This window comes from Rhizobium altiplani (genome assembly GCF_001542405.1).
Classification (GTDB): Bacteria; Pseudomonadota; Alphaproteobacteria; order Rhizobiales; family Rhizobiaceae; genus Rhizobium; species Rhizobium altiplani.
This window is the reverse complement of the sequence record NZ_LNCD01000136.1, coordinates 1-23,353: the sequence shown is the minus strand read 5'-3', so window position 1 is coordinate 23,353 and position 23,353 is coordinate 1. Positions and strand designations below refer to the sequence as shown.

Annotated in this window: 20 protein-coding genes and 1 pseudogene; 7 read left to right on the top strand and 14 right to left on the bottom strand. The window is 57.5% G+C overall.

The features are described from left to right. The 5 genes and pseudogenes from AS026_RS43815 to trbI all read left to right on the top strand — a co-directional run. Positions 1-175: pseudogene (locus AS026_RS43815) on the top strand (P-type conjugative transfer protein TrbL); the annotation flags it as partial. An 18-nt stretch (positions 176-193) separates the two neighbouring features. Further along, a complete protein-coding gene (locus AS026_RS32765; protein ID WP_028748921.1) occupies positions 194-856 on the top strand; it encodes a conjugal transfer protein TrbF in 663 nt (220 codons plus the stop codon). A gap of 16 nt (positions 857-872) precedes the next feature. Next, positions 873-1,718, top strand: coding sequence for a P-type conjugative transfer protein TrbG (trbG, locus tag AS026_RS32760; RefSeq protein ID WP_028748922.1), 846 nt, complete (start codon positions 873-875; stop codon positions 1,716-1,718). After that, positions 1,718-2,179: a conjugal transfer protein TrbH gene (gene trbH / locus AS026_RS32755; RefSeq protein WP_062374669.1), complete on the top strand. Its 462-nt coding sequence runs from the start codon at positions 1,718-1,720 to the stop codon at positions 2,177-2,179. Before trbG ends, trbH begins: the two co-directional genes overlap by 1 nt. A gap of 14 nt (positions 2,180-2,193) precedes the next feature. Further along, positions 2,194-3,507, top strand: a complete 1,314-nt coding sequence (trbI, locus tag AS026_RS32750) for an IncP-type conjugal transfer protein TrbI (protein WP_028748924.1) — start codon at positions 2,194-2,196, stop codon at positions 3,505-3,507. Between the two features lie 219 nt (positions 3,508-3,726). Here trbI and AS026_RS32745 read toward each other — a convergent pair whose 3' ends face one another. From AS026_RS32745 to lysA, 13 genes are all read right to left on the bottom strand, one after another. After that, on the bottom strand, positions 3,727-4,587 hold the full coding sequence (locus AS026_RS32745; RefSeq protein WP_028748925.1) for an urea carboxylase-associated family protein: 861 nt from the start codon (positions 4,585-4,587) through the stop codon (positions 3,727-3,729). 49 nt (positions 4,588-4,636) lie between these two features. Then, the gene (locus AS026_RS32740; protein ID WP_028748926.1) at positions 4,637-6,346 is read right to left on the bottom strand and encodes an acetyl/propionyl/methylcrotonyl-CoA carboxylase subunit alpha; all 1,710 of its coding nucleotides are present in this window, start codon (positions 6,344-6,346) and stop codon (positions 4,637-4,639) included. Next, positions 6,343-7,950: a 5-oxoprolinase subunit B/C family protein gene (locus AS026_RS32735; RefSeq protein WP_028748927.1), complete on the bottom strand. Its 1,608-nt coding sequence runs from the start codon at positions 7,948-7,950 to the stop codon at positions 6,343-6,345. The genes AS026_RS32740 and AS026_RS32735 overlap by 4 nt, the downstream gene beginning before the upstream one ends. Next, positions 7,943-8,707: a LamB/YcsF family protein gene (locus AS026_RS32730; protein ID WP_028748928.1), complete on the bottom strand. Its 765-nt coding sequence runs from the start codon at positions 8,705-8,707 to the stop codon at positions 7,943-7,945. Before AS026_RS32730 ends, AS026_RS32735 begins: the two co-directional genes overlap by 8 nt. A 210-nt stretch (positions 8,708-8,917) precedes the next feature. Continuing rightward, entirely contained in the window at positions 8,918-9,382 is a 465-nt protein-coding gene (locus AS026_RS32725) for a RidA family protein (RefSeq protein ID WP_028748929.1), read from the bottom strand. A gap of 127 nt (positions 9,383-9,509) precedes the next feature. Continuing rightward, positions 9,510-10,535, bottom strand: a complete 1,026-nt coding sequence (locus AS026_RS32720) for a proline racemase family protein (protein WP_028748930.1) — start codon at positions 10,533-10,535, stop codon at positions 9,510-9,512. A 413-nt stretch (positions 10,536-10,948) separates the two neighbouring features. Beyond that, complete coding sequence (locus AS026_RS32715; protein ID WP_028748931.1) at positions 10,949-12,019, bottom strand: ABC transporter ATP-binding protein; 1,071 nt, start codon at positions 12,017-12,019, stop codon at positions 10,949-10,951. A gap of 13 nt (positions 12,020-12,032) precedes the next feature. Then, positions 12,033-13,865: an ABC transporter permease subunit gene (locus AS026_RS32710; protein ID WP_028748932.1), complete on the bottom strand. Its 1,833-nt coding sequence runs from the start codon at positions 13,863-13,865 to the stop codon at positions 12,033-12,035. 82 nt (positions 13,866-13,947) lie between these two features. Next, the gene (locus tag AS026_RS32705; protein ID WP_028748933.1) at positions 13,948-15,048 is read right to left on the bottom strand and encodes an ABC transporter substrate-binding protein; all 1,101 of its coding nucleotides are present in this window, start codon (positions 15,046-15,048) and stop codon (positions 13,948-13,950) included. Positions 15,049-15,128: 80 nt separating this feature from the next. After that, positions 15,129-16,133, bottom strand: coding sequence for a M14 family metallopeptidase (locus AS026_RS32700; protein WP_028748934.1), 1,005 nt, complete (start codon positions 16,131-16,133; stop codon positions 15,129-15,131). A gap of 76 nt (positions 16,134-16,209) precedes the next feature. After that, positions 16,210-17,310 carry an ABC transporter substrate-binding protein gene (locus AS026_RS32695; protein ID WP_028748935.1) on the bottom strand — a complete coding sequence of 367 codons (1,101 nt, stop codon included), beginning with the start codon at positions 17,308-17,310 and terminating at the stop codon, positions 16,210-16,212. Between the two features lie 79 nt (positions 17,311-17,389). After that, positions 17,390-18,316, bottom strand: a complete 927-nt coding sequence (gene dapF, locus AS026_RS32690) for a diaminopimelate epimerase (protein WP_235777168.1) — start codon at positions 18,314-18,316, stop codon at positions 17,390-17,392. Next, a complete protein-coding gene (gene lysA / locus AS026_RS32685; RefSeq protein ID WP_051321168.1) occupies positions 18,297-19,631 on the bottom strand; it encodes a diaminopimelate decarboxylase in 1,335 nt (444 codons plus the stop codon). The genes dapF and lysA overlap by 20 nt, the downstream gene beginning before the upstream one ends. 105 nt (positions 19,632-19,736) lie before the next feature. Here lysA and AS026_RS32680 point away from each other — a divergent pair, with 105 nt between their 5' ends. Further along, a complete protein-coding gene (locus AS026_RS32680; RefSeq protein WP_028748937.1) occupies positions 19,737-20,657 on the top strand; it encodes a LysR family transcriptional regulator in 921 nt (306 codons plus the stop codon). A 74-nt stretch (positions 20,658-20,731) separates the two neighbouring features. On the opposite strand, the gene AS026_RS32675 is transcribed toward AS026_RS32680, so the two are convergent. Next, positions 20,732-22,198, bottom strand: coding sequence for a M81 family metallopeptidase (locus tag AS026_RS32675; RefSeq protein ID WP_081688023.1), 1,467 nt, complete (start codon positions 22,196-22,198; stop codon positions 20,732-20,734). Between the two features lie 428 nt (positions 22,199-22,626). Here AS026_RS32675 and AS026_RS43810 point away from each other — a divergent pair, with 428 nt between their 5' ends. Beyond that, entirely contained in the window at positions 22,627-23,028 is a 402-nt protein-coding gene (locus tag AS026_RS43810; RefSeq protein ID WP_235777169.1) for a site-specific integrase, read from the top strand. Positions 23,029-23,353 lie beyond the last annotated feature (325 nt).

Sequence of the window (23,353 nt, the reverse complement as noted above, 5' to 3'; positions counted from 1 at the left end):
CACCGGCATCTGGTCGGCGGGACAGGCCACGGGTTCGGCGGCCAAGGAAAAAGCCATCGGCTCGCCGGGCGCCTATGCCGGCTCGCTGCTCGGCCTGGCCAATGCCAAGCTCGACGGAAACCGCAGCGGCTCCGCTCGGCGCACGCCCCCTCCCGAACGCCACGATCAATCATAGTCAAAAAAGGACGGGAAGATGGCAGCCAATCGTGCCCCGGATAACCCTTATCTTGCCGCCCGCCAGGAATGGAACGAGCGCTACGGATCCTACGTGAAATCTGCATCAGCCTGGCGGCTCGTCGGCATCACCGGCATGCTCATGGCGGTCGTCGGCTTTTCCTATGCGCTGTACCAGAGCACGCAGGTCAAGCTCGTTCCCTATATCGTCGAGGTCGACAAGCTGGGCACGGCTGCGACAGCCGGTTTCCCGCAGCAGATCGAATATGCCGACCCGCGTGTCGTGCGCGCCACGCTCGGCGGCTTCGTTTCGAACTTCCGCTCGGTGACGCCCGATGCCGTGGTGCAGAAGCAATATATAGACCGCACCTATGCGCTGCTCCGAACCTCCGACCCGGCGACCGAGAAGGTCAATGCGTGGTTTCGCTCAAGCTCGCCGTTCGAGAAGGCGAAGAACGCGACGGTCGCCATCGAGGTCAACAACATCGTCGCGCTCTCCAATCAATCCTACCAGATCGACTGGACGGAGTTCGAACGCAACCGGAAGGGCAAGGAGACCGCCCTCCGTCGTTTTCGCGGCATCGCCACGGTGACGCTGACGCCGCCCCAGGACGAGGGCGTCATCCGCCTCAACCCGATCGGTCTTTACCTCAAGGACTTCGACTGGACTGCACAGCTTTGAAAGGCATGGCCACCGCATGAATACGACAATACTCAATGGCCGCGCCGGGCTGGCCCTGACCCTGGTAACAAGCCTGATCGTTGGAACCGCTTTCACCTCTGACGCGCGAGCTCAGGATGTCTCCGCCAATGAGCGAAAGGGCATCGACATATCAGGCAAGTGGCGCGGCACCCGCGGCCTCGTGACCAAGGGAGAAGACGGGAAGATAATCTTTCTCTACGGCGAGGTGCAGCCTTCCGTGGTCTGCTCGCCGCTGCAGGTCTGCGACATCGAACTGCAGCCGGGCGAGGTTGTGCGCGATGTGTTGGTCGGCGACACCGTGCGCTGGAAGGTCGAGCCCGCCACGTCGGGGGCGGCGGGCGGGCAGGCGATCCATCTGATCGTCAAGCCTGCTGAGCCGGGACTGGTCACCTCGATGGTGGTGACGACATCGCGGCGCACCTATCACATCCAGCTCAAATCCCATCCGACCCAATATATGGCGCGCGTCGGCTTCGAGTATCCTGATGACGTATCGGCCAAGCTTGCCGACATCAATGCCAGACTGGAGGCCAGCACAGTTCCCGGCGCCAATGTGCCGGTCGAGCAGCTGAGCTTCTCCTATTCGGTTTCCGGCCGGGCCGGCTGGCGGCCGACGCGCGTCTATAGCGACGGGCAGAAGACCTACATCCAGTTCCCGCGCCGGATCTCCGGCCAGGACGCGCCGGTGCTGTTTGTCGTTTCCGGCGGCCAGAACCGGATCGTCAACTACCGCATGAAGAACGACATGATGATCGTCGATTACAATGTGGACAAGGCCGTGCTTGTTTCGGGCGTTGGCTGGAAACAGGAGAAGGTGACGATCAGGCGGGGAGGGCGGTGATGAGAGCTCCCCACACTATCCCGTCCCTTCGGCTCGCGGCTGCCGCCCTTATCCTCATCCTCCTTTCCGGATGCCAGAGCGCCGGCACCGATGGTATCGTCGTCAGCGATGCGCCGCCTGAGATTTCCGGTCCGGCGGCCAGCGCGATTGCCGGCGATATGGTGAGCCGCCTGGCCGAGCAGATCGGACCGGGCAAGGCGACCGTGGCGCTCAAGCCTGACGACTCTCCCTTCGGCCAGGCGCTGGAAGCCGCGCTCAAGGGCTGGGGCTATGCCGTCGTTACCGACCAGAAGACTGACGACAAGCAAAAGGTCATCCCGCTTGTCTATGTGATCATGCCGTTCGAGGGCCAAGTGCTGGCACGGCTCTCCACGTCCGATGTCGAACTGGGTCGCGCTTATAGCGTCACGGCAAATGGGGCGACACCGGCAAGCGCGCTGTCGCTGCTCAAGCGCGGGTGAGGGGAGAACAAAGAATGGTACAATCGCTCAAGCTCGGCGGCGCCACCAGTGAGGAGGCGCAATCCGGCATGCGCCGGATCAACCGCCTGCCGATCATCATCGTCGTCGTGCTGGTGATCGCCTTTCTCGGCGTGATCTTTTACGGACTGACCTCCCGCGGACTGTTCTTCAACAAGAACCCCGGCCTGGAGACCAATACCGGCACGCCTGCCTCGACATTCGCCGATCAAATCAAGCGCGGTATCAGCGATGGCATTATCGGCGACACCGAGCAGCAGGTCACCTTCCAGCCGACGCCGGTTGAGAAGAAGGAAGACAAGGCGACCAATCCGTTCACGCCGCAGCCGATCAAGGCGGAGGATCAGAAACAGGCGTTGGAACCGGAAGCGGCGTGGCGGGCGCGGCTCCAGCGGGAGCAACAGGAGCAATATTTGCGCGAAAGGCAGCGCCAGAGGATGGCCCGGCTGCAGGCCAACGATGCAGCCTACGATGCGCCGCTCGCTATCGATCGCAGCAAGCTGGAGGCAAGCGCGAAGAGCAGCGACCAGCGATCGGCCGACACAACAACCGCGGCGTCGACCACATCCATGCCGGACCTCTATGCCGCCGCCCTGAAAAACGGCCTGCTGGGTCAAGACATTGACCAGAATGGGCAGAAGTCGAAGGAGGATTTCTTCAACAGCGATCTCAAGGATCGGGGCTATCTGCCGAACCGGGTCGTGCCGCAGCAATCCCTTTACGAGCTGAAGCGGGGATCGGTGATCCCGGCGACCTTGATCACCGGGATAAACTCGGATCTTCCCGGCCGCATCACGGCGCAGGTCAGCCAGAATGTTTATGATAGCGCCACCGGTCGCCGGCTCCTGATCCCCCAAGGGGCCAAACTGTTCGGACGCTACGACAGCAAGGTCTCATTCGGACAAAGTCGCGTGCTCGTCGTCTGGACGGACCTGATTTTCCCCAACGGCTCGACGCTGCAGATCGGCGGCATGGCGGGCACGGATGCCCAAGGTTATGGCGGATTCAATGACAAGGTGAACAACCACTATTGGCGTACATTCGGCTCCGCGGCGCTGATCGCGTTGATCGGAACGGGGCTCGATGCGTCGATGCCGGAAAGCTCGACGCTCGCCACACAGGAGACCGCGTCGGATGCGGCAAGGCGGAATTTCGCGGAAAGCTTTGGCCGCGTTGCCGAGCAGACGATCAGCAAAAACCTGAATGTCCAGCCAACCCTCGAGATCCGGCCCGGATACAAGTTCAATGTGCTCGTCGATCAGGACATCGTATTCCCGGGGTCGTATACGAACAAAACCACTATTAGATGAGAAACGAACGAAGCCCTTGTCGTGGGAGTCCACCGCCCCGCGTCCTTGAAAAGGCATCGTCGGCATCAGTTTGAAAAACGCGGCTCGCGCGTTCGAGCTTCAATTTAATCTAACAGAAGCCTCCTACTAGCTAAGCGATTTGGCAGCTGGCGTCCCAAATAGGAGGGCAGAGTTTAGCTCTGATATGGCGGTGGTGGTCCAAAAATGTGGCGCGGCCTGTTAAAGCCCGTGCGAGCGATCGTAGCTATTTACCTGCGGCGCCTGCCAACCCTCGGGTAAGCCCTGCGGCTTGTAGATCTCGACAGTCAGCGGATAGCAAGCGGCAGTGTCGGAGGAGTGTTCGGAGGAGCAATCGCCGCCAGGGCAGGCGGACATGTTCCCCAGCAGGTCGATCTCGGCGAAGAACTCAAGATAGTCCCCCGGACGTACGGGGCTGGCTTTCATGAAATACTGCCCGGTGTCGCGGGTGAAGCCGGTGCACATGAAGAGGTTGAGCACATCGTGCACATGAGGCTCTACCAGCTCGGGAGATAAGCCCGTCTGCTTCGCCAGCGCCCGCGTCAGGTTGGAATGGCAGCAATGATGGTACTGGCCGCCGTGGCTGAGAAGGTTGTGGGTATAGGGATCGCAGCGCGTGCCGATAACATCATGGACGGAACCGCCGAAGGCGTCGAAGCCATACCAGTCAAGCGTATCATGGGTGATGGTGGCGATCGGACGCAGATAGGGGAAGTTGGAATAGAGCTGATCGCCAAGACCAACATGAGTACCATTCAGCGCGCGTGTCTTGCCGCTATAAAAGCGTTCGTTGATGTTGTGCAGATTATGCAGGTTTAGATCGCCGACCTGCGGACCTTCCGGGCAGACAAGGCGGCAGAAGTGACCGGCCGGGACTTCCCACGTCGCCGCATCGCGTGGCGGAATGACGACTGTCTCAATCAATTCGAGATCATTGCGAAGGGCGCGATAGGCTGAGAGATCCGGACGCGGCAGCGTCTCGGTCGGATAGCAGATGACCGGCTTGATCGCCTTGCGCTGATCGGCGTCTTCAGGGGCATCGGTGATGGGATTGGGCTTCATTCAGGTCTCCGTATTCGCCTACATCCGCGGTGCGGCTCTGTGTTCGGTATCAATCGATCGTCGCCAGTTCGGCGCCAAGTGCGACCGTGGTTCCGGGTTGCGCAGTGATCGCGATGCGGCCTGCCCTTGGAGCATGCACACGCGTTTCCATCTTCATCGCCTCGATCAGTGCGACCGCTTCGCCTTCGCTAACCTCTGCTCCATCTTCGACCAGCCATTTCTGCAGCGTGCCTGGGATCGGTGCGTTGACCGCATTGGCGTTTGCCGCAGCAGTGTTCGCGCCCTTTGCCTGGGGAGCTGCGATGCCGGAGAACAATACCGCCGGCAGGCCGATCGCGTGGCGCTTGCCGTCGATTTCGATGAAGCTCTTGACGAGACCGCCTTCTACCGGGTCGATGCGAGGCGCCGGTTCGATGCCCCGGAAGGCGGTTTCGATCCAGTTGGTGTAAACCTTGAAGCCGTCTTCTCCGGTAAAATCCCGCTCTTCGAGCACTGCCCGGTGGAAGGGCAGAACAGAAGCAACACCTTCGATCTGAAATTCAGCGAGCGCGCGCCGCGCCCGGATCAAGGCTTCCTCGCGGGTTGCGCCAGTGACGATCAGCTTGGCCATCATCGAGTCGTAAAGACCGGGGATCTCCGATCCGCTCTCGACGCCGGCATCGAGACGAATACCGGGACCGGCCGGCGCCCGGAAGCGCTTGACCAGTCCCGGCGTCGGGAGGAACCCGCGACCCGGATCTTCTGCGTTGATCCGGAATTCGAATGCATGTCCGCGCGGCACGGGCGTGTCGGTCACGGAGAGCGGCAGGCCGTCCGCAATCCGCAGCTGTTCGATAACGATATCGACGCCGGTGGTTTCTTCGGTAACCGGGTGTTCGACCTGAAGGCGTGTGTTGACCTCGAGGAAGGAAATGACGCCGTTGCCCGATAGTAGGAACTCGACCGTGCCGGCGCCGGTATAGCCGGCTTCGGCACAGATCGCGCGGGCCGAGGCATGGATGCGGCCCCTTTGCTCTTCGGTGATGAACGGCGCAGGTGCCTCCTCGACCAGCTTCTGGTTTCGGCGCTGCAGGGAGCAATCGCGGGTGCCGAGAACGACGGTATTGCCGTGGGTGTCTGCAATCACCTGGGCCTCGATGTGCCGCGGCTTATCGAGAAATTGCTCGGCATAACATTCGCCACGGCCGAAGGCTTCCGTTGCCTCGCGCACCGCAGAATCGAAGAGTTCGCCGACTTCATCGAGCTTCCAGGCGACCTTCATGCCGCGGCCACCGCCGCCGAAGGCGGCCTTGATTGCAAGCGGCACGCCGACCTGCTTTGCGAAGGCGACCGCTTCAGCCGCCGAATTCAGCGGCCCATCCGAGCCTTTGACCAGCGGCGCGCCGACCTTCGCCGCGATCCGCCGCGCCTCGACCTTGTCGCCAAGTGCGGTAATGACGTCAGGTGCCGGTCCGACCCACACAAGGCCGGCATCGTTCACGGCCTGGGCAAACTCCGCCCGCTCCGACAGAAAGCCGTAACCCGGATGCACAGCGTCAGCGCCTGCCTTACGGGCCACATCGAGGATCTTCTCGATGTGGAGATAGGTGTCGGCCGGCCGGCCGGGTCCAAGACCGTAGGCTTCGTCTGCAAGCTCGACATGCAGAGAAGCTGCGTCGGCGTCGGAATAAATGGCGACGGAGGCGATGCCGTAATCGCGGGCTGCGCGGGCGATGCGGATGGCGATTTCGCCGCGATTGGCGATCAAAAGTTTCTTCATCGGTCGGTTTCCCTGATGAGCGGGTCGAAGGCAGCGATGGCGTTGAAGCGGATGTTCGCGCCGATAGGGATCTGGCTGGCAAGATCGAGGTGATGGCGGGCCACGACGGCGATCACCGGGTAGCCGCCTGTGAGAGGATGGTCGGCGAGAAACAGGACGGGCTGACCGCTATGCGGCACCTGGATCGCACCAAGCGGCGTTCCTTCTGATGGAAGCTCCGCGCTATCCCTTCGCTCCAGGGGCTCGACGCCAACAAGGCGCACGCCGATACGGCTTGATTCTGCCGTTACCTGCCATTCCTGTCCCAGCAAGGTGACGAGCCCCTTTTGCGTAAACCAGTCGGTCCGCGGCCCGAGCATGACGTCGAGCGTGACGGTGTCGCCTGCCTTGGGCAGCGACCAAGCGACGGGCCGACAGGGATCGACGGCAGATGCCGGCTCGTTTGCGGGCAGCAGAACGTCGCCCGCCACGATGGGTGAGGGACCGACCTTTGCCAACGTGTCCATCGCGGCCGAATTCAAAATCGTCTCGATATGAAATCCGCCCCGGATCGCAAGGTAGCTGCGAATGCCTTCCGACGGAAATTCCAGCGTCAGTTCGTCACCCGGATCGAGTGCAAACGGCCGGGTAAGTGGCGCGAGGACACTCCGCCCATCGGCGGCGCGTATAGTCATCGGCGATGATGCACCGGCGATCGCCAGGGTCACCGGTCGCTCAGCCCTCACGGCAAATCCGCCATAGGCGATCTCGATCGCAGCGGCACCGCGCGGATTCCCGACGCAGAGATTGGCTTCCATAAGGCTCCTGCGATCGAGCGCTCCAGACTCCGAGACGCCCTGCCCGGCCTGGCCCGGTCGGCCGAGATCCTGGAATAGGGCAGGGCGATCGGCGCGGGTCACGACAAGACCGGCTTCATTGCTTGGCGAGATCGGAGGCTGCGAGGCAGCGACCGGAGCATCGGCAATGGACACAGCCGCACCTGTCGCCATTTTGCGGAAGCGCACCCGGTCGCCAGGCGCAAGCAGTGCCGCTCGATCCCGGCTTGTGTCCCACATCTTGAGCGGCGTGCGCCCGAGAAGTTGCCAGCCGCCGGGGCTGTCGGTCGGATAGATGCCGCCGAACTTGCCGCCGAGCGCTACCGAACCTGCCGGGATGCGCACGCGCGGGCTCTGGCGCCGCGGCACGTCGAAGGCAGGATCATCGCACGTCATATAGGCGAAGCCCGGCGCAAAGCCGGTAAAGGCAACGGTGTAAGTTGCCTGCGTATGCCGGCGGACGACCTCTTCGACCGACCAACCAAGGTGGGTCGCGACATCGTTGAGATCCTCGCCGTCATAGGTGACGGGAATGTCGAAGGTCTCGCCGTATCGACTGGAGCGGCTCGACAGATCAACGCAAGCGATCGTGTCGATCAGCACTGCGCGGCTAATGATGAGCGGGTCAAACCGGACCAGCAACGTACGGGCGGCCGGCACGAATTCCAGCACGCCGTCCGGCCGATCGGCCTGCAGCGCATCGAGGAGGGTCAGCGTCGTCTCCAGATCGGCAAGCTCGACGAGCAGGCCGTCTGTACCCGCAGGCAGAAAGCGAATATGCTCAGCCATCGTTGAAGCTCTTTAGTTCAACGCCGTTCCCGACGAGCGCGTCGCGCACCGCACGAGCGATCGACACCGCCGCCGGCGTATCGCCGTGGACGCAAATCGACTGTGCTTCGAGTTCGATGTCCGTCCCATCGATCGCGGTAATGCGTCCTTCTCTGACCAGTCGCAGCATGCGCGCCGCGACGATGTCCGGCTCGTGGATAACCGCTCCAGGAAGACGGCGGCTGACGAGGCTGCCATCGCTGTTGTAGGCGCGGTCGGCAAAAACTTCGCGGACGACCCGGAGGCCAGCTGCGCGCGCCTGCTCGACGATAGGCGCACCGGAGAGCGCCATGAGGACAAGCGTAGGGTCTATCGCCTTGATGGCTTCGATGACGTCGGCCGCCTGGCGCGCGTCATGAGCGATGGTGTTGTAGAGTGCACCATGTGCCTTGACGTATCGGACCGTTGTTCCGGCGGCCTTTGCAAGGCCCTGCATAGCGCCGATCTGGTAGATCACGTCCCCGATCAACTCCTCGCTGGTTGGGTCCATATTGCGTCGGCCGAAGCCGACGAGGTCGCGATAACCGACATGGGCACCCACCGAGACGCCGCGTTTTGACGCCTCTCTTAATACCAAGAGAATCCCCGCCGGATCCCCTGCATGGAAGCCGCAGGCGACGTTGGCGCTGTTGACCACCGACAGCATCGACACATCATCACCCATCGGCCAAGGGCCGAAGCTTTCTCCGAGATCGCTATTAAGGTCAGTGCGGGCCATCAATGTCAGTAATCCCTCGAAGTGAGTTGTACCATCGTGCACCGTCTCATCCACGTGCCGCAGCGTCCACAAGCCTACCTTTTGCCTAACCTAAAATAAGGCGGGCGAGACCTGCAAATACCTCCAGGTCGGGGAGCTAATCTAAGTTTACCGCCGTGAACCAGGGTCCGACCGGTTGACTTGCCCGCTCCGCGACTGCGAGTGCCGACTTCATTGATCTCGAACCAAGAAAATGGCTTCGATTTCGACGGTCATTTGGTTGGGCAGCGAGGCGACGCCGAGAGCCGAGCGGGCGTGCCGTCCAGCGTCGCCTAGCACCTCGACGAAAAGATCGGAACAGCCGTTGATGACTCTGGGGTGTTCAGAGAAATCCGGTTCGGCATTCACCAGACCAAGCAGTTTTACTACGGCTTCGATGCGGCTCAGCTCGCCTAGTGCCGATTTTGCGATCGACAGCAAGTTGAGACCAGTCAGACGTGCAGCCTGATAGGCCTCCTCAATGGTAGCATCGCGGCCTAGGCAACCGCAGCAGTAGGTGCCATCGGTCCGCTTTGGCCCCTGACCCGACAAATAGAGGAAATTGCCCGCGAAACTGTAAAGCAAGTAATTTGCAGACGGTAAAGGGGCCTTCGGCAGCACAAGCCCGAGGGAGGCGAGCTTCTCTTCAGGTTTCATTGACAGATCTTCTCAGCGTGTGACTTTATATACAACCTAGCAAGAGCGGGGGATTGCGCATCAAATTCCGCAGACCCGAGGGCTCTCGGGGCTGCTGAACTGCGCCGCACCGTCTATGCCTTCTTCCTCAAGATGGTCTTTGATTTTCGGCGGGCATGATAAATCCGCGCGCGAAGGGATCTGCCGGGTCGATCACGAACTGGCTGATCCCCATCATATAAGACTTGGTTCCCACCACAGGGTTTATTCCTAGCCCCCCGCGGCTGAGGGTACATGTTGTAAAACGTCCTCGGAACGTCAGACCGAGCACGCTCTCTTGGATAAACAGTTCACCGGTTCGTAGGTCGCCCTGAGCTGCGCGTAGCGCCATATGTGCGCTAGTACCAGTTCCCGATGGTGTTCGTCCCATGCTACCTGGAGGGTAGACATTCGCCACAAGATAGTGGCAACCTGTTTCCGAGTTCCGGCGCGTTACGAACGTCAAGAGATCCAACCTCGCGTTCCTGCCCGTCTCATGGTCCTCCATCGCTAACGACTGACCCAAATTGCGCCAGAGTTCCTGAGCGATAGATACTATTTGGGGCTCAGCTTCGGGCGTCAGTTCAACTCCGAGCGAATTGGCGTCGATAAATCCATAGTAGAGACCGCCGAATGAAACATCTATGACGATCTTCCGACTATCATGGAGCGCCGCTTCAAAGCTACCTACGCGGTAAGACGGAACGTTTCCAAAGCGCACCTCGGACACGACGCCACCTCTGACGTCCGCCTCGATGTGCAACGGCCCGAGGACGGTATCAATAGCGAAGCGGGTGACCGGTTCTACAGCCTCCACAAGGCCGGTTTCGATCGCAGCCGCGGCAGTCGCAAACGTGCTGTCGCCACAACCATTGAACATCCCAGATGGGTGAAGGAAAATGACCCCGAATGCAGCCTCATCCGAAACCGGGTCAGTTATGATTGATCCAAGCATGTTGCGATGCCCGCGCGGCTCGCGCAGAAGACTTTCATGGAGCCAACTCATTTTGGCCATGTAGTAATCAGCTTTCTCTTGCATAGTGGCGCCGCGAATAGCCGGGTAGCCGGAGAGAATGGTCCGGCTGGCTTGACCGTGGTGATGATCAATCGTGAATACCTGGTTTCGAATATGCATAGGTAGACCCCCCCTCACTCAACTGATATGGAAACTCAGTGTCATTGCGTTAACCTAGAAAACGCAGAGTCTGATCCGCTCGTAGACGCTGACGGTTCCACTTCCACTTCCGAATTCACTAGGGCATTATTTCAGAAGCGCGCCGCACTAGAAAATAGATAACCTTCGCGTTTTATTCATCCATGATATATGGGCAACCCGACTTCACCGGAAACAGCGTCACAGATTTCATTTGGCTGTCGGACGAATGACGGTTAATGCAGATGTCGCCGGGAGGCCCTACCACGAGGTGAGTGGCTTCCGGCAAAATCTCCAACAACTGAAACCTTCGTTGTCCCCGCGACATTGTAGCCGGCGGCCCGACCATCGAAGGGCAGCTTCTCATAACGTGAGATGCTGCACCGCGTACGTCGTCAGTTAAGGACGGTGCAGTCTTCTGCCTTCCAAGAGAGGGTAACCGGAGTTCCGCCCGAGAAATGGGCCTGGCCGCGGTTCTGGCGCTTCACCGTAATGGTCTCTGCACCACAGCGGACCAGATACCTAGTCATTTCTCCCAAGAAGAGGGCGTTCTCTACTACGCCATCAAGTGCGTTTGGCGTGTCGGCAGCCGCGCAACGGACGTCGATCTCAACATGTTCTGGCCGAACAAACAGCCACGCTTGGGTGCCGTCTGTCTGTCCGGACAACTGTGCCGCCCCCGGAGCAATCCCCGCAAGGGTCACTTTGCCCATGCCACTTTCAGCGCGGTCGACGCAACAAGGAATGATATTGGATTCACCAACAAACGAAGCCACGAACCGGTTCTTCGGCTTCCGGTATAGGCTCTTGCTGTCGTCCACCTGCACGAGGCTGCCTTCGTTTATTACGGCAATACGATCAGACATGGTCAGAGCCTCGTCTTGATCGTGGGTGACGAAGACGACCGTCATGTTCAGCTCCTTCTGGATACGCATGATTTCAATCTTCATGTGTTCACGAAGATTTCGGTCAAGCGCCCCGAGCGGCTCATCCATGAGCAATATGCTTGGGTTAAAGACGATGGCGCGAGCCAAGGCGATACGCTGTTGCTGTCCGCCCGACAATTGGTTGGGATAGCGACCACTGTATTGATCCATCTTGACCAACTGCAGCGCGCGGCCGACTTTCTCCGCTGTCTCTTGCCGAGACGCCTTGCGCACAGTGAGTGGGAATGCGACGTTTTCAGCAACGGTCATGTGTGGGAAAAGCGCGTAGTTCTGAAACACCATACCGATGCCTCGCTCGTAGGCCGGAAGGTCAACAATCGACCGACTTCCGAGAAAGATGTCGCCAGACGTCGGCGTTTCAAAGCCTGCAATCATCTTCAGGGCCGTGGTCTTGCCGGAACCAGATGGCCCGAGGAAGGTTACGAACTCCCCTGATTGAATTTGAAGGTCGAAGTCCTTTACAACGTGAAGCGGGCCATAAAACTTCTGGATGTTTTTCATCTCAAGGCTTGTAGACATCTTTTGCCTCCGATCATTCGGCGATGCTGGTAGAGGTGCGTTTGTTGTGCCGGTCTCGGATCAGTTGCACCGTTATGATTGATGCGGTGACGAGCAGCACGATGAGGGTCGAGGCCGCGCTTAGGAGCGGATCGATTTGGTACTTAATGTCCCCCCAGAACTTAATGGGCAGAGTGGGGGTTTGGCGCCCTAGCAAGAAAATGCTGACGAGCAACTCGTCGAACGATGTCAGGAAGGCGAGCAAGCCGGCGGTGAAAAGCGCAGGCTTCAATATTGGCAAGGTCACGAGGCGGAGCGTTTGCATTGGGCGCGCGCCGTGCACTGCGGCTGCAGGTTCGAGGGAGTCATCAAAATTTCTCAGGGCCGCCGCCATCACGACGATAACGTAGGGGACAGAGAGTAGCACATGTCCCATCACCAACCCGCCGAATGTCCCGAGAATTTGCAAACGCGCCTCAAAAATATAGAGGGAGGTTGCGATGATAACGACGGGAACCATCAAGGGTGAAAGCGAGAAGAGAAACAGCATCTTCTTGAAGAGGAACCTTGTGCGAACGAGCCAAAAAGCACCCATCGATCCAATGATCGTTGCGACGAGCGCGGCGGCGATGCCCAGTTGAATCGAGAACAAGAAGGACTGATGCCAATCGGAGGCATTCGCAAGCTTCTGCCACCATTGCAGTGAAAGCCCCGGAGGAGGAAAGACCACAAATGGCGATGAACTGAATGACAGGATGACGACGACGACAAGGGGGGCAGTCAAGAACATCACTACTACGACGGCATAACCCCAAAGCCACCGAGCGCTTGTTGTCAAAAATCGCCCTGCAATAACGTGGACACTGGTTTCGAACACGGAAACGATTGGGTTAAACGCGCGCTTTGCACGCTTCACCAATCGTGCCGCGGCACGTGGCTCCTCCTCTGAGGAGACGATATTAGACGACCAGATCATCTCGAGCGGAATAAATAGGCTGGCCACAAACAGAACGGCGATCGTCACGAGCAGGAGGACTATCGAAGAGGCATAGCCCAGCTCGAAATTCAGCAACGTCGTCATCTGATCGACAATTAACTGGGAAATCATCGTGTCGCTTGGTCCGCCGAGCAGCGCCGGCGTGATATAGAATCCGATAGCCGCGATGAAGATTAGAATGCAGGCTGAAAATACGCCAGGGAGAGTCATTGGCAGATAAACACGCAGAAAGGCTTGGATCGGCTTAGCTCCAAGAACCTGAGCCGCTTGCGGAAAAGTATGGTCAATGCGCGCCATCGCCGAATACATCGTGAAAATTGCCATTGGGATAAAGACGTGCGTCATCCCGACAACCACTGCAAACGTGGAGTTCAGCAATTGAAGAGGCGCACTGATAACTCCAAGCCAAAGCAACGTGTTGTTGACGATCCCCTCGCGCCCCAGAATGATCATCCACGCATAGGTCCGAATGAGAAATGCTGTGAAAAGCGGGATTAGAATAAATACGCTTAAGACGGACAGGGCTCGAGCTTGAACTCTCGTCAGGAGATAGGCAACTGGATAAGCTACTGCGACCGAGATAATCGTAACCAGCAGACCGATGCGCAGCGTGTGAATCAGGATATTGAAGTTCGAGGCGCTTGCAAAAACGCGGCCGTAGTGAGAAAAATTGAAGTTGAAGCCTTCGAAACTTCCCCACACGATATATGATAGCGGAACGATGAGAAAGCCGATCAGCAGGATGAGAAGTGGCGCTGCCACTACAGCGCTGACTATGAATTTTCTTCTCGACAGTCGTTTCATCGGCTTGTGTCTCTCCGCCAATCCTTCGGATGCTGAGGTGGCAGTGTTCAAGGTTGCCAAGTCCATGGCGATCTCCACTGCTGCTCATCCCGGGATGAGCAGCGTAGGTTAGGTGTTTCCTGGCTAAGAGGGTCACACTGCGACCGTCTTACTGCGACAACAGAGCAACACAGCGCTCTAGCGCCACATCCCAGTTCGTACGCCCTTCTGCGTTCTTTTTATTCCACCACGCGTAGTCTTGGAAAACCTGCTTTTTGGCGAGGTTCGGAGATCCAGGAAGAATATCGAGCATCTCCTTCGGGAGGAGGCTGAACGCTTTGGTGTTCACCGGTCCGTACGAGATGGCTTGCGCGAAGGCCGCCTGCGGTTCGGGACGGGAGATGTATGCCAGAAACTTTGCCGCGTTGTCCTTGTTGGGTGACCCTTTCATTACGACCCAGTAGTCATACTGCAGCAACGACTGATCCCATGACAAATTTAGCGGTGCACCGTCCTTCTTGGCGCCAAAAATACGGCCGTTATAGGCTGCGGCCATATCAACCTCTCCGCTGATCAGGCTTTGCGGTGCATCCGCTCCAGCAACCCACCAACGCCCAACGTTCTCTTTCATTGCCTCAATCTTGGCAAATGCACGGTCCATATCGATGGGATAAACTTTATCGGCGGGAACCCCGTCGCCCATCAGTGCACCTTCAAGCAGACCTCCATCGACAAGTTTCTCGCACTTAGGTAAGCTTCGTGCGCCCGGAAACTTCTTCACGTTATAGAAGTCCACCCAGTTCTTCGGTTCCGTTCCTGCCGGAAACTTTGTCGTGTTATAGGCGACCGCAACGGAATAGAGCAGAGCACCGACCCCATTCTGGTTTTTCATCTGGTCGGGCATTTCCGCCAACGTTTCCTTGGCGAACAGGCTGTAATCAATCTTCTCTACAGCGGCTTTATCAACAAATCCGGCGAGAGCGCCGCCGGGGACAGACGTGATATCGGCTTCAGGTTGACCCAGCTTTACGGAGGCGAGCAGTTTAGCATGATCTTCGGGAACGAGAACGACCTTTATGCCCGTGTCGCGTGTGAACGGATCAAAGAAAGCCTTCCTTTGCGCGGCTTCCCATGTGCCACCACCAGAGGTAATAACCACTTCGCCGCTGCCCTTAAGATTGCTTGGCACATCCTCCGCACGAACAACGACTGAGGATGAAGCAAGCAGCAACGTCGCGGTGAGGCCGAATTCAAACAACTTGATTTTCATTTGTCAGTTCCCCTTGTTGTTTTACAGCTCTTCATTCGAGACGCTTAGCGCGAGCCACAGCTGAGCGTATTCGGTACTGGCTAACGTCCCATGTTGGGATGAAAACCCTCCTCGACTGCGATCGCGAGCGCAGGCGACCCTTTTGGAATTGAGGGATGAGTCATCCGCCAGAGAAGCAACCCCGTTTGCGGCGCCTTGATTTCTGCGAGGATCTCGCCGAAAAAATTGCGCATGGTTCCAAGACGCTGGTTCCTTTCCACTCGGGCGCCAGGCTCAACGTCTGCGTGAAACTCCCCGTCGCATGGAGCGGCCACCCAAAGGTAGTCATCACAAAGGACTCGTGCTCGTCCAAATGCAGTCGGCGGCGTTTCGATTATCTCAAGAGCGCGTGCAACATTAAGAACCCCGTCGACGTGAAATCTTACGGAATCCTCATCGAGCAAACCGTTCGCACCGGCTTCAGACATTATCGCGAGCCGACCGTGCGCCGCAAAGCCTGTTGGCGGTCGACCGGGGTTTTGCATGTGACTAGCTGGGAGCCCGACAACGATCTCACTGTCAAAGCACATGGCCATCATTTGGGCCGGTGCGTTTAGTGCGGCGTCGTCAGTCCGCTGATATATGGTGAACTTGGAGACATTCTCCCGAAGGTCACCTCCATGCATGTCAACATAGCAGTCTGCGTCGACGCACCATTCACCCATGATGGCGTCGCACAGGCACTCGGAGAAGGTGCCAGTAGCGGACCCGGGAAAAGAGAAGTTGATGTTTTTCCGATCCAAGGGGCAAACATATTCCGAGTACTTGTAAAGCGCCGGTTGATTGATCAGAGGTATGATCGAAACAGTTCCCTGCATCTTCTCAGGGTGGAAGAGCCTCTGAAGTCGTACCGCTGCTTCAATGGCCGCGACTTCATTCACGTGGACGCCAGCGGAAATGCAAAGTTTCGCGCCGGGCCGCGCTCCCCTAATTTCACAGATTGGCCAAGTGAATGCGCTGAGTGCAGGGTTGGAGAAGGAAGCATACCCGCGGAACAAACCTGGCTGGCCATACTCGACGTCCGATATTGTTGCTGTGACTTTCATGATGGCCTCACCAAGTAAGCGCGCCGTTTCCGAAATGGCGCCGCTGCCGCATTCTTGTGCCGCAGCGGCGTTTTTGTCATTGGGCCAAAACTTCCACGCAACGGCTCAATGCGGCGTCGAAGTTAGTCCGCCCATCGTCCTGCTGTTCGCCCCACCAAGAGTAGTTCTCGAAAACCTGCTTATCTGCGATTTCTGGGGCGCCAGGGAGATCCCGCGCAAAATCCGCGGGAAGGAGCGCGAAGGCTTCTTTGTTGATCGGGCCATAGTTCATTTCGGTAGCGAAAGCGGCTTGTGGGCCTGGCCGAGATATGTAGGCCAAGAATTTGAATGCGTTTTCCTTGTTCGGCGTACCCTTCATAACCACCCAATAGTCATACTGTACTATCGACTGGTCCCAAGAAAAGGCGATCGGTGCGCCGTGCTTCTTTGCAGTTGAGATCCGCCCGTTGAACGCGACCGCCATGTCGACGTCACCGGCTATCAGGCTTTGCGGCGCATCGGCCCCGCCCGCCCACCAGCGTCCGACATGCGGCATCAGCTTCTTGATTTTTGAGAGGCCCCGGTCAACGTCGAGAGGATAAAGCTTGTCCGGCGTCACGCCATCGCTCAGCAGCGCCCCAACAAGCAGGCCGCCCTCAAGAATGCGCTCGCATTTCGGAAGTGCCCGCTCGCCTGGGAACGCTTCCACGTTGTAGAAATCCGTCCAGTTCTTCGGATGTTGTCCTTCGACAGCATATTTCTTGGTGCTATAGGCAATGACATCAGAATACAGCAGAGCGCCAATTCCGTTCTCGTTCTTCATCTGGTCCGGTATGGCCGCCAAGGTTTTTTCAGCGAAGATGCCGTAATCGATCGGTTCGACCGCGCCCTTGCTCACCCAGCTTGGGAACTCTCCGCCTGACACAGATGTGATGTCCGCTTCAGGTTGGCCAAGCTTTACGGAAGCCAGTAGCTTACCGACGTTTGGAGGTATGACAACGATCTTGATCCCTGTATCACGCGTGAACGGGTCGAAGAACGCCTTTCTAAGTGCCGCTTCGTAGCTCCCGCCATCGACGGATACCACGACCTCTCCAGAACCCTTGAGGTTTTCTGGAACGTCATCGGCATGCGCGGCATAGGGTACCGCGACAACTAGTGCGGCCAGGCCCAAGGCCATTTTTATTGCTCTGATCATTATCTCATTCCCCTTTTTCTTGAATGCCCTGATGAACATGATAACGAGAGCCAGGGCTGCATCTCGCTCAAAGGTTGGCTTACGCCGCGATTCCTCCCTCTATGAACCCATGGCAACAGAAGGCCACAGGCCCGGTCATAATGACCATATCGTCCTGGATCAGCTCGATTTGGAGCTGCCCTGCTGGAAGCTGTACTGTGACCTTTGACGTGCTAATGAGACCGCGCTTGTGCGCCGCGTATGCCGCTACGCAGGCGCCGGTACCGCACGCTTTCGTCAAGATTCCCGGACGCTCCCAGACAGCAAGGCGGATTGTTCGGGCGTCAACAATCTCCGCGACGCCAACGTTCACGCCTTCGGGAAAAAGCGGGTCATTTTGGATGGCTGGAGCAAAGCGGGGAATGTCATCAAGAGCCAGCCGGTCTACGAAGAAGACGGCATGAGGGATGCCGATGTGAAGGGCGACTCCATCTGCAAGAGTTCCGCTCTTTACAGGCAAATGAAGAGTGTCTGCCTCATGGCTTGTAGGGACCTGCCGCCAGTCCAAGCTGATCGGCCCAAGTTTAACACTGATCTCTCGCAACCCTGCTCTGCAGCACTGCAGTAGTCCGGCAGCCGTTTCGATCCAGACTTCCTCGTTTCCGGTTTCCTCCAGCAGCAGGTAGGCCATGCAACGGGTGGCGTTACCGCAAGCACCGGCTTCTTTGCCGTCGATGTTGAAGATTCTCATGGCCGCGTATGCCCCAGCCTCTACTCCTTGGGCCGAGGGACGCTCTATGGTGAGTAACTGCTCACCTCCCGCACCAACGTTTGTGCTGCAGATGCGGATAATGTCTTCAACTTCAAACGGCTTCGCGATCTGACGGCGGTCGAGGATGACAAAATAGTTCTCTAGGCCGTGCATTTTCACAAACGGCCAGTGCTTCGGAGCGCCAGGTGACGGGGGCTGAGACAGAAACTCAATGTGATTCATTGCTGACACCCATTCAAAGAGCAATTGCTGCATCAGTGCAGGAATTTATCGTGCTCCAAGGCGTTGGCTTCTCGAGCGGTAGCAAATCGTCGATCGTTTGACGGCGCCGAATGACCCGGAACCGACCCCCGTCTACCAACACCTCGGCGATCAAATCTCTGGAGTTATAACTCGAAGCCATTGAGGCACCGTAGGCGCCAGCACATCCGAAGGCGACACGTGTGCCAGAATGAAGCGGGGGGAGATCACCGTAGCTTCCGAACACATCGGATGTTTCGCATACCGGGCCGACAATCTGGTACGCGCATTGAGCGCGATCATCGGAGCTTTGTAACGGCAGCACCGGATGGATGGCGCCATATAAGGAGGGGCGCATGAGATCGTTCATGGCCGCGTCAACGATCGCCGTGACAGTGTCGCCAGTCTCCTTGAGATAGAGCACTTCAGTCACGAGCATTCCGGCTGGACCGACAAGCCAACGCCCGGGTTCGACCGTGAGTTCGCAGCCCAAGCTAGTGACCGTGTCCTGGATGATACCAGCATACTCGCTTACGTTCGGACCAACACCAAAGTCGTATCGGATACCGAGGCCACCACCAAGGTCAAGGCGGCGCACCGGCAGGCCATCGGATCGTAGCTTCTTCACCAGACTCGCCAGACGAACGTATGCGGTCCGGTAGGGAGACAGGTTGAGGAGTTGCGACCCAATGTGGACAGCTAGCCCCTGTAGATCAAGCTCAGGCGATTCCGCCGCTTTCGCGTAGAGCTCCCGGATTTCTTCTATAGCGATCCCGAATTTGTCACCTTTCTTCCCGGTGCTGATCTTTGCATGGGTCTGCGCGTCGACGTCGGGATTCACTCTGAAAACAATGGGCGCCCGGCAGTTCATGATGCGAGCAACGTCTCGGATGACATCAAGCTCAGCCCGAGACTCGACGTTAATCTGGTGGATGCCGACCCCCAAAGCACGGGTTATCTCGGCACGCGTTTTTCCGACGCCGGAAAACACGATCTTTGACGGGGGAACGCCAGCCGCTAGTGCCCTCTCTAGTTCTCCACCAGAAACGATGTCCATTCCGCTTTCGAGCTCAGACAGCAAGCGAAGAACTGAAATGTTGCTATTGGCTTTTACCGCAAAGCAAATAGACGCGCCGGTCGGCCTAAGCCTGTCAGAGAGTAACGTGTAGGCATTGCGTATTGTAGAGGCGCTATAGCAATAAAAGGGGGTTGGGACCTTGTCGGCGATCTCGTCAACGGAAAGCCCTTCAATGCACAACTCTCCATTTAAGTAGGCAAAGCTGTCGTGCTGCAGCTGCGTCGTCTGTTCTTGGGCGTTTTGGTTTGTCATCTTGTTCCCGCGGTTGTGACCGTCTTGGCCGATATTTGCAGATGACAGACTGATGACAAAATACTATCTAGCCACACATTAATTCATATTCGATATATAGGAGGGATGATCGCCATGCGACTAAGTCAGCGTCAAATCGAGATCTTCAACGCTGTAATGATCTACAAAAGCACGTTGGCAGCCGCCGAGTCTCTCGGCACCTCGCAGCCGACGGTTAGCAGAGAGATCAGAGAACTCGAGAAGTATATCGGCTTTGAGTTGTTCAATCGGTTTGGTAAAAGACTTACTCCGACGAACCAGGCGCAGTTGCTTCATAAAGTGGTCAGCCGCTCCTTTGTGGGTATGCAAGAAATCAGCCGCGCAGCTGTGGCGATCAAGCAGCATAACGCGGCTCATCTCAGGATCGCGAGCCTTCCTGCTTACGCTGAAGCATTTCTGCCCTTAGTCGCTGAGAGATTTCTAAAAAAAAGAAGACAAGTTCATCTTTCTATACATTCTCTGGAAGAGGTCCCGCTCCAGCATGACTTAACAACGCAGATTTTCGACATTGGATTGACGGAAGGAAGTTTTGACAACATCGATGCCACTGCTGAGGTCATCAACCTCGGTGAAGTCGTATGTGTGCTTCCGTGTAACCATCCCCTCGCTGCTAAACGCATTTTGGAGCCCAGGGATTTCGAGGGAGCGGACTTCGTCTATTTTACTCAAGAAGACCCTTACCGCCGCAGGATTGATCAACTCTTCGAAGCTGAAAGCGTTTCGCGCCGCTATTGCGTGGAGACCACAACCGCTACAGGCGTTTGCTCCATGGTCGCCTCGGGCGTTGGGGTTTCGATCGTCAATCCATTAACCGCCGCTCACTATGCGGGAAAGGGTATTGTGCTACGGCGATTCAGCATCCCAGTCCCCTATCAACTCAATCTGTGGCGCCCGGCAAAAGGACTAAGATCTCCATATGCCGACCAGTTCGCGAACGTCATGCGCGAGGTTGCCCTCGAAGTGGTCAAAAAAATGGAAAGCCTGTGAGTGAATACGAGATTTGGGCGAGATGGCCTCCGAGTTAGTAACAACAAGCGGATCAATTAGAGGTCCTGATTGGTTCAATAGGTTGTGTCTTCGTCCAAAGGCCAAATCGGCCGGGGCGCGCGCTCGTGAGAAAAGCGCGTGAGGTCTTGGCTCATAAGGCCTGGACTGTCAGCCAGATAGTCACTCTTAATGATGCCCTCGAAGCCGGCACGCCAATGGTTTGTGGATTTCAGCCCCACAATGGACGCCCGATGAACATCAATCCCGTGCAGCGAGAATATCTCCTGATCGAAGGGTTGATAGCGTTCAGAAACCACTACTACATCGACCCCGCCGATCTGTAACCTTGCCGTTCGGCCAACATAGTCGTGCGTTCCCCCTCCCATTGGCGAACTACGAACAAACTGTCCATCTGTGAGCGTTTTTATATAAGCACGTGCTGCAATTGGTTCGCCATGAAGTTGGTCCGACTTCCCACCTAACTGTACGTCGATGGTCGAACCAACGCCTGCTTCGTGTGCCAAGCGGACAACGTCGGGGTCACACATGACTCCGAAACACGCACCTGAAAGCTTCGCCTCCAGCATTGCTCGCAGCAAGTATGTGCCATCACCTGGACAGCCGCCTCCGGTGTTGTCAGCTCCGTCGAGAACGGCAACCGGGCCGATTTTCTCGGCAAGCGCATGTTTGACGGCGTCTTCAGGCGTAAAAGTCTTTGCCGGGATGTCTGCGCGAGAATTCCAAATGAAGCGCGCTACGCTTTTTGCTGCCGATTGCGCCTTTTGCATGCTGCCATTCGCAACGGTCAATACAGACGCACCCGCAAATCTGGTGTCTGCATAAGGGAAACCATGAAAGAAGGTACAGGCAATAATGTCTGGGTCTTCTTCAAGCGAGCGACACATCTGATTGATTGCTGCTGTTGCGTCCATCATGGTTGTTACAGGTGTCAGCAGCAGTGGTAGCTTCTCGAGATGGATTTTCGGAACAATGCTGCCTCGTATCAGCTCCGGCACGACTTTAATGGCGTCCTGACCTCTTTCAAACATATCGGTATGAGGCGAATTCTGCGTTCCGAACGCAGCGTCAACGAGCTCAAAAAGCTCTGGACTAAGATTCCCATGCAGGTCTAGCGTAATCACTATCTTAACATCGGGGCCAACTATCTCACGCACCCGCCGGCAGATATCAACCTCAATGTTTTCTGCACCTCGGGCGATACCTGCGCCATGAAGGGCTAGGCCGACTGCCTCTACGGGGAGCACATTCCTCAATCCATCTAGCAACTCTCGAATGAGCTGCTCGTAGGCCGCTAACGAGATAATACCTCCGGGCTCAGCTTGCGCGTGAATAGTCGGTATCACCGACGCACCTACGGAGGCAGCCGCGTCAAGCATTCCGCCGATGTAAGAGCGCACTCCTTCGTTTGCGGCTATGACCGCGTCTCCGCGCGTTATTTGAAAATCGGAGAGGTAAGCGTCCGCCTTGCGGTGGGTATTCGTCTCATGCTCGATGCCGCCAATGACTATTTTCAGAGTCATGTTGCCCTCACTGTTAATGTTCTCGGAAATCTAAGGTCAGGTTGGCGCTAAGTGCTTCCCTGCCTGCCGGCGCCTGTGCCAAGCATTCTCTGGGGAGCTGCAGCGTGTCAAATGCCAAAAACGGCCCCCCAAATTCAGCTCTGATATGAATACGACTTACCCATCAGGACGGAACGTTTGAGGTTCTAGGTCCAACGAGAGCTCCGATCTCCTCGTGCTCCGGCCTTTGATTCCCCCGTCAGCAACGTGGTTGCTGGAACGCTTATCCGGCATGGACGCCCGCTTCAGCGTGTCGGCGAGTTTTCTTGCGAACTCTGGCGCCGCACGTGGGTTTTGCCTCCGGCTGCGCCATCACGATGATCGCCGTCGCTTTCATGGAAGCCCGCGGCGCCGAGACCATCACGACTGAATTGGCAATGGAGTGAGTGATGTTGATGGGCCGGCAGCCGAGAACCATCCGCCTCGCTGATGTGCGCGGTTTTGCCCAGCACCTCGCTCATTTCGGTGCTCTGACGGAAGTGCCACCAAGCGAAGCTGTGCCGCCGGCGCGGCGAACAAGGCCATACATCTATAGCCAGATCGAGATCAGGCGCTTCTGGCGGCGGCCCTATCGCTACGCCGGCCAACGCCCTTCGGCGCTGGACATATCACTTCTGTTCGGGCTGATAGCGGCGGCCGGACTGCACCATTCCGAAGCGCTCAGCCTGCTCCGGGCCAACGTCGGTCTCGGCCAAAGCGTTCTCACTATCCGAAAGACAAAGCTCTGCAAGTCACGGCTGGTGCCGCTGCATGCCACGCCAATCGCGGTCCTTTCAGACTATGCTGCCTGACGCGATGCACACCTTAGTACGCCGCGGAGTGCCTATTTCTTCGTCGCCGAACGGGTCGGCAAATTGCTGCCGCACCGCGTGTTCTGGTGACTATCCCGGCAATCGGATAACGGCAGGAGGGCAATCGCGACGCTCCACGGATTGATGATCTCCGTCACCGTTTCGCCGTCCAGACCCTGATCAACTGGCATCGCCGAAGAGATTGAGGTCGATCACAATCCAAGCAGAACAACAACTGCAGGCATATGAGCAGTATCTGCAAGATGCGCGCGCGCTGTTTCGTCAAACGATCGTAAATCATCAGCCGGTTGTCCGGGTTTTCTGT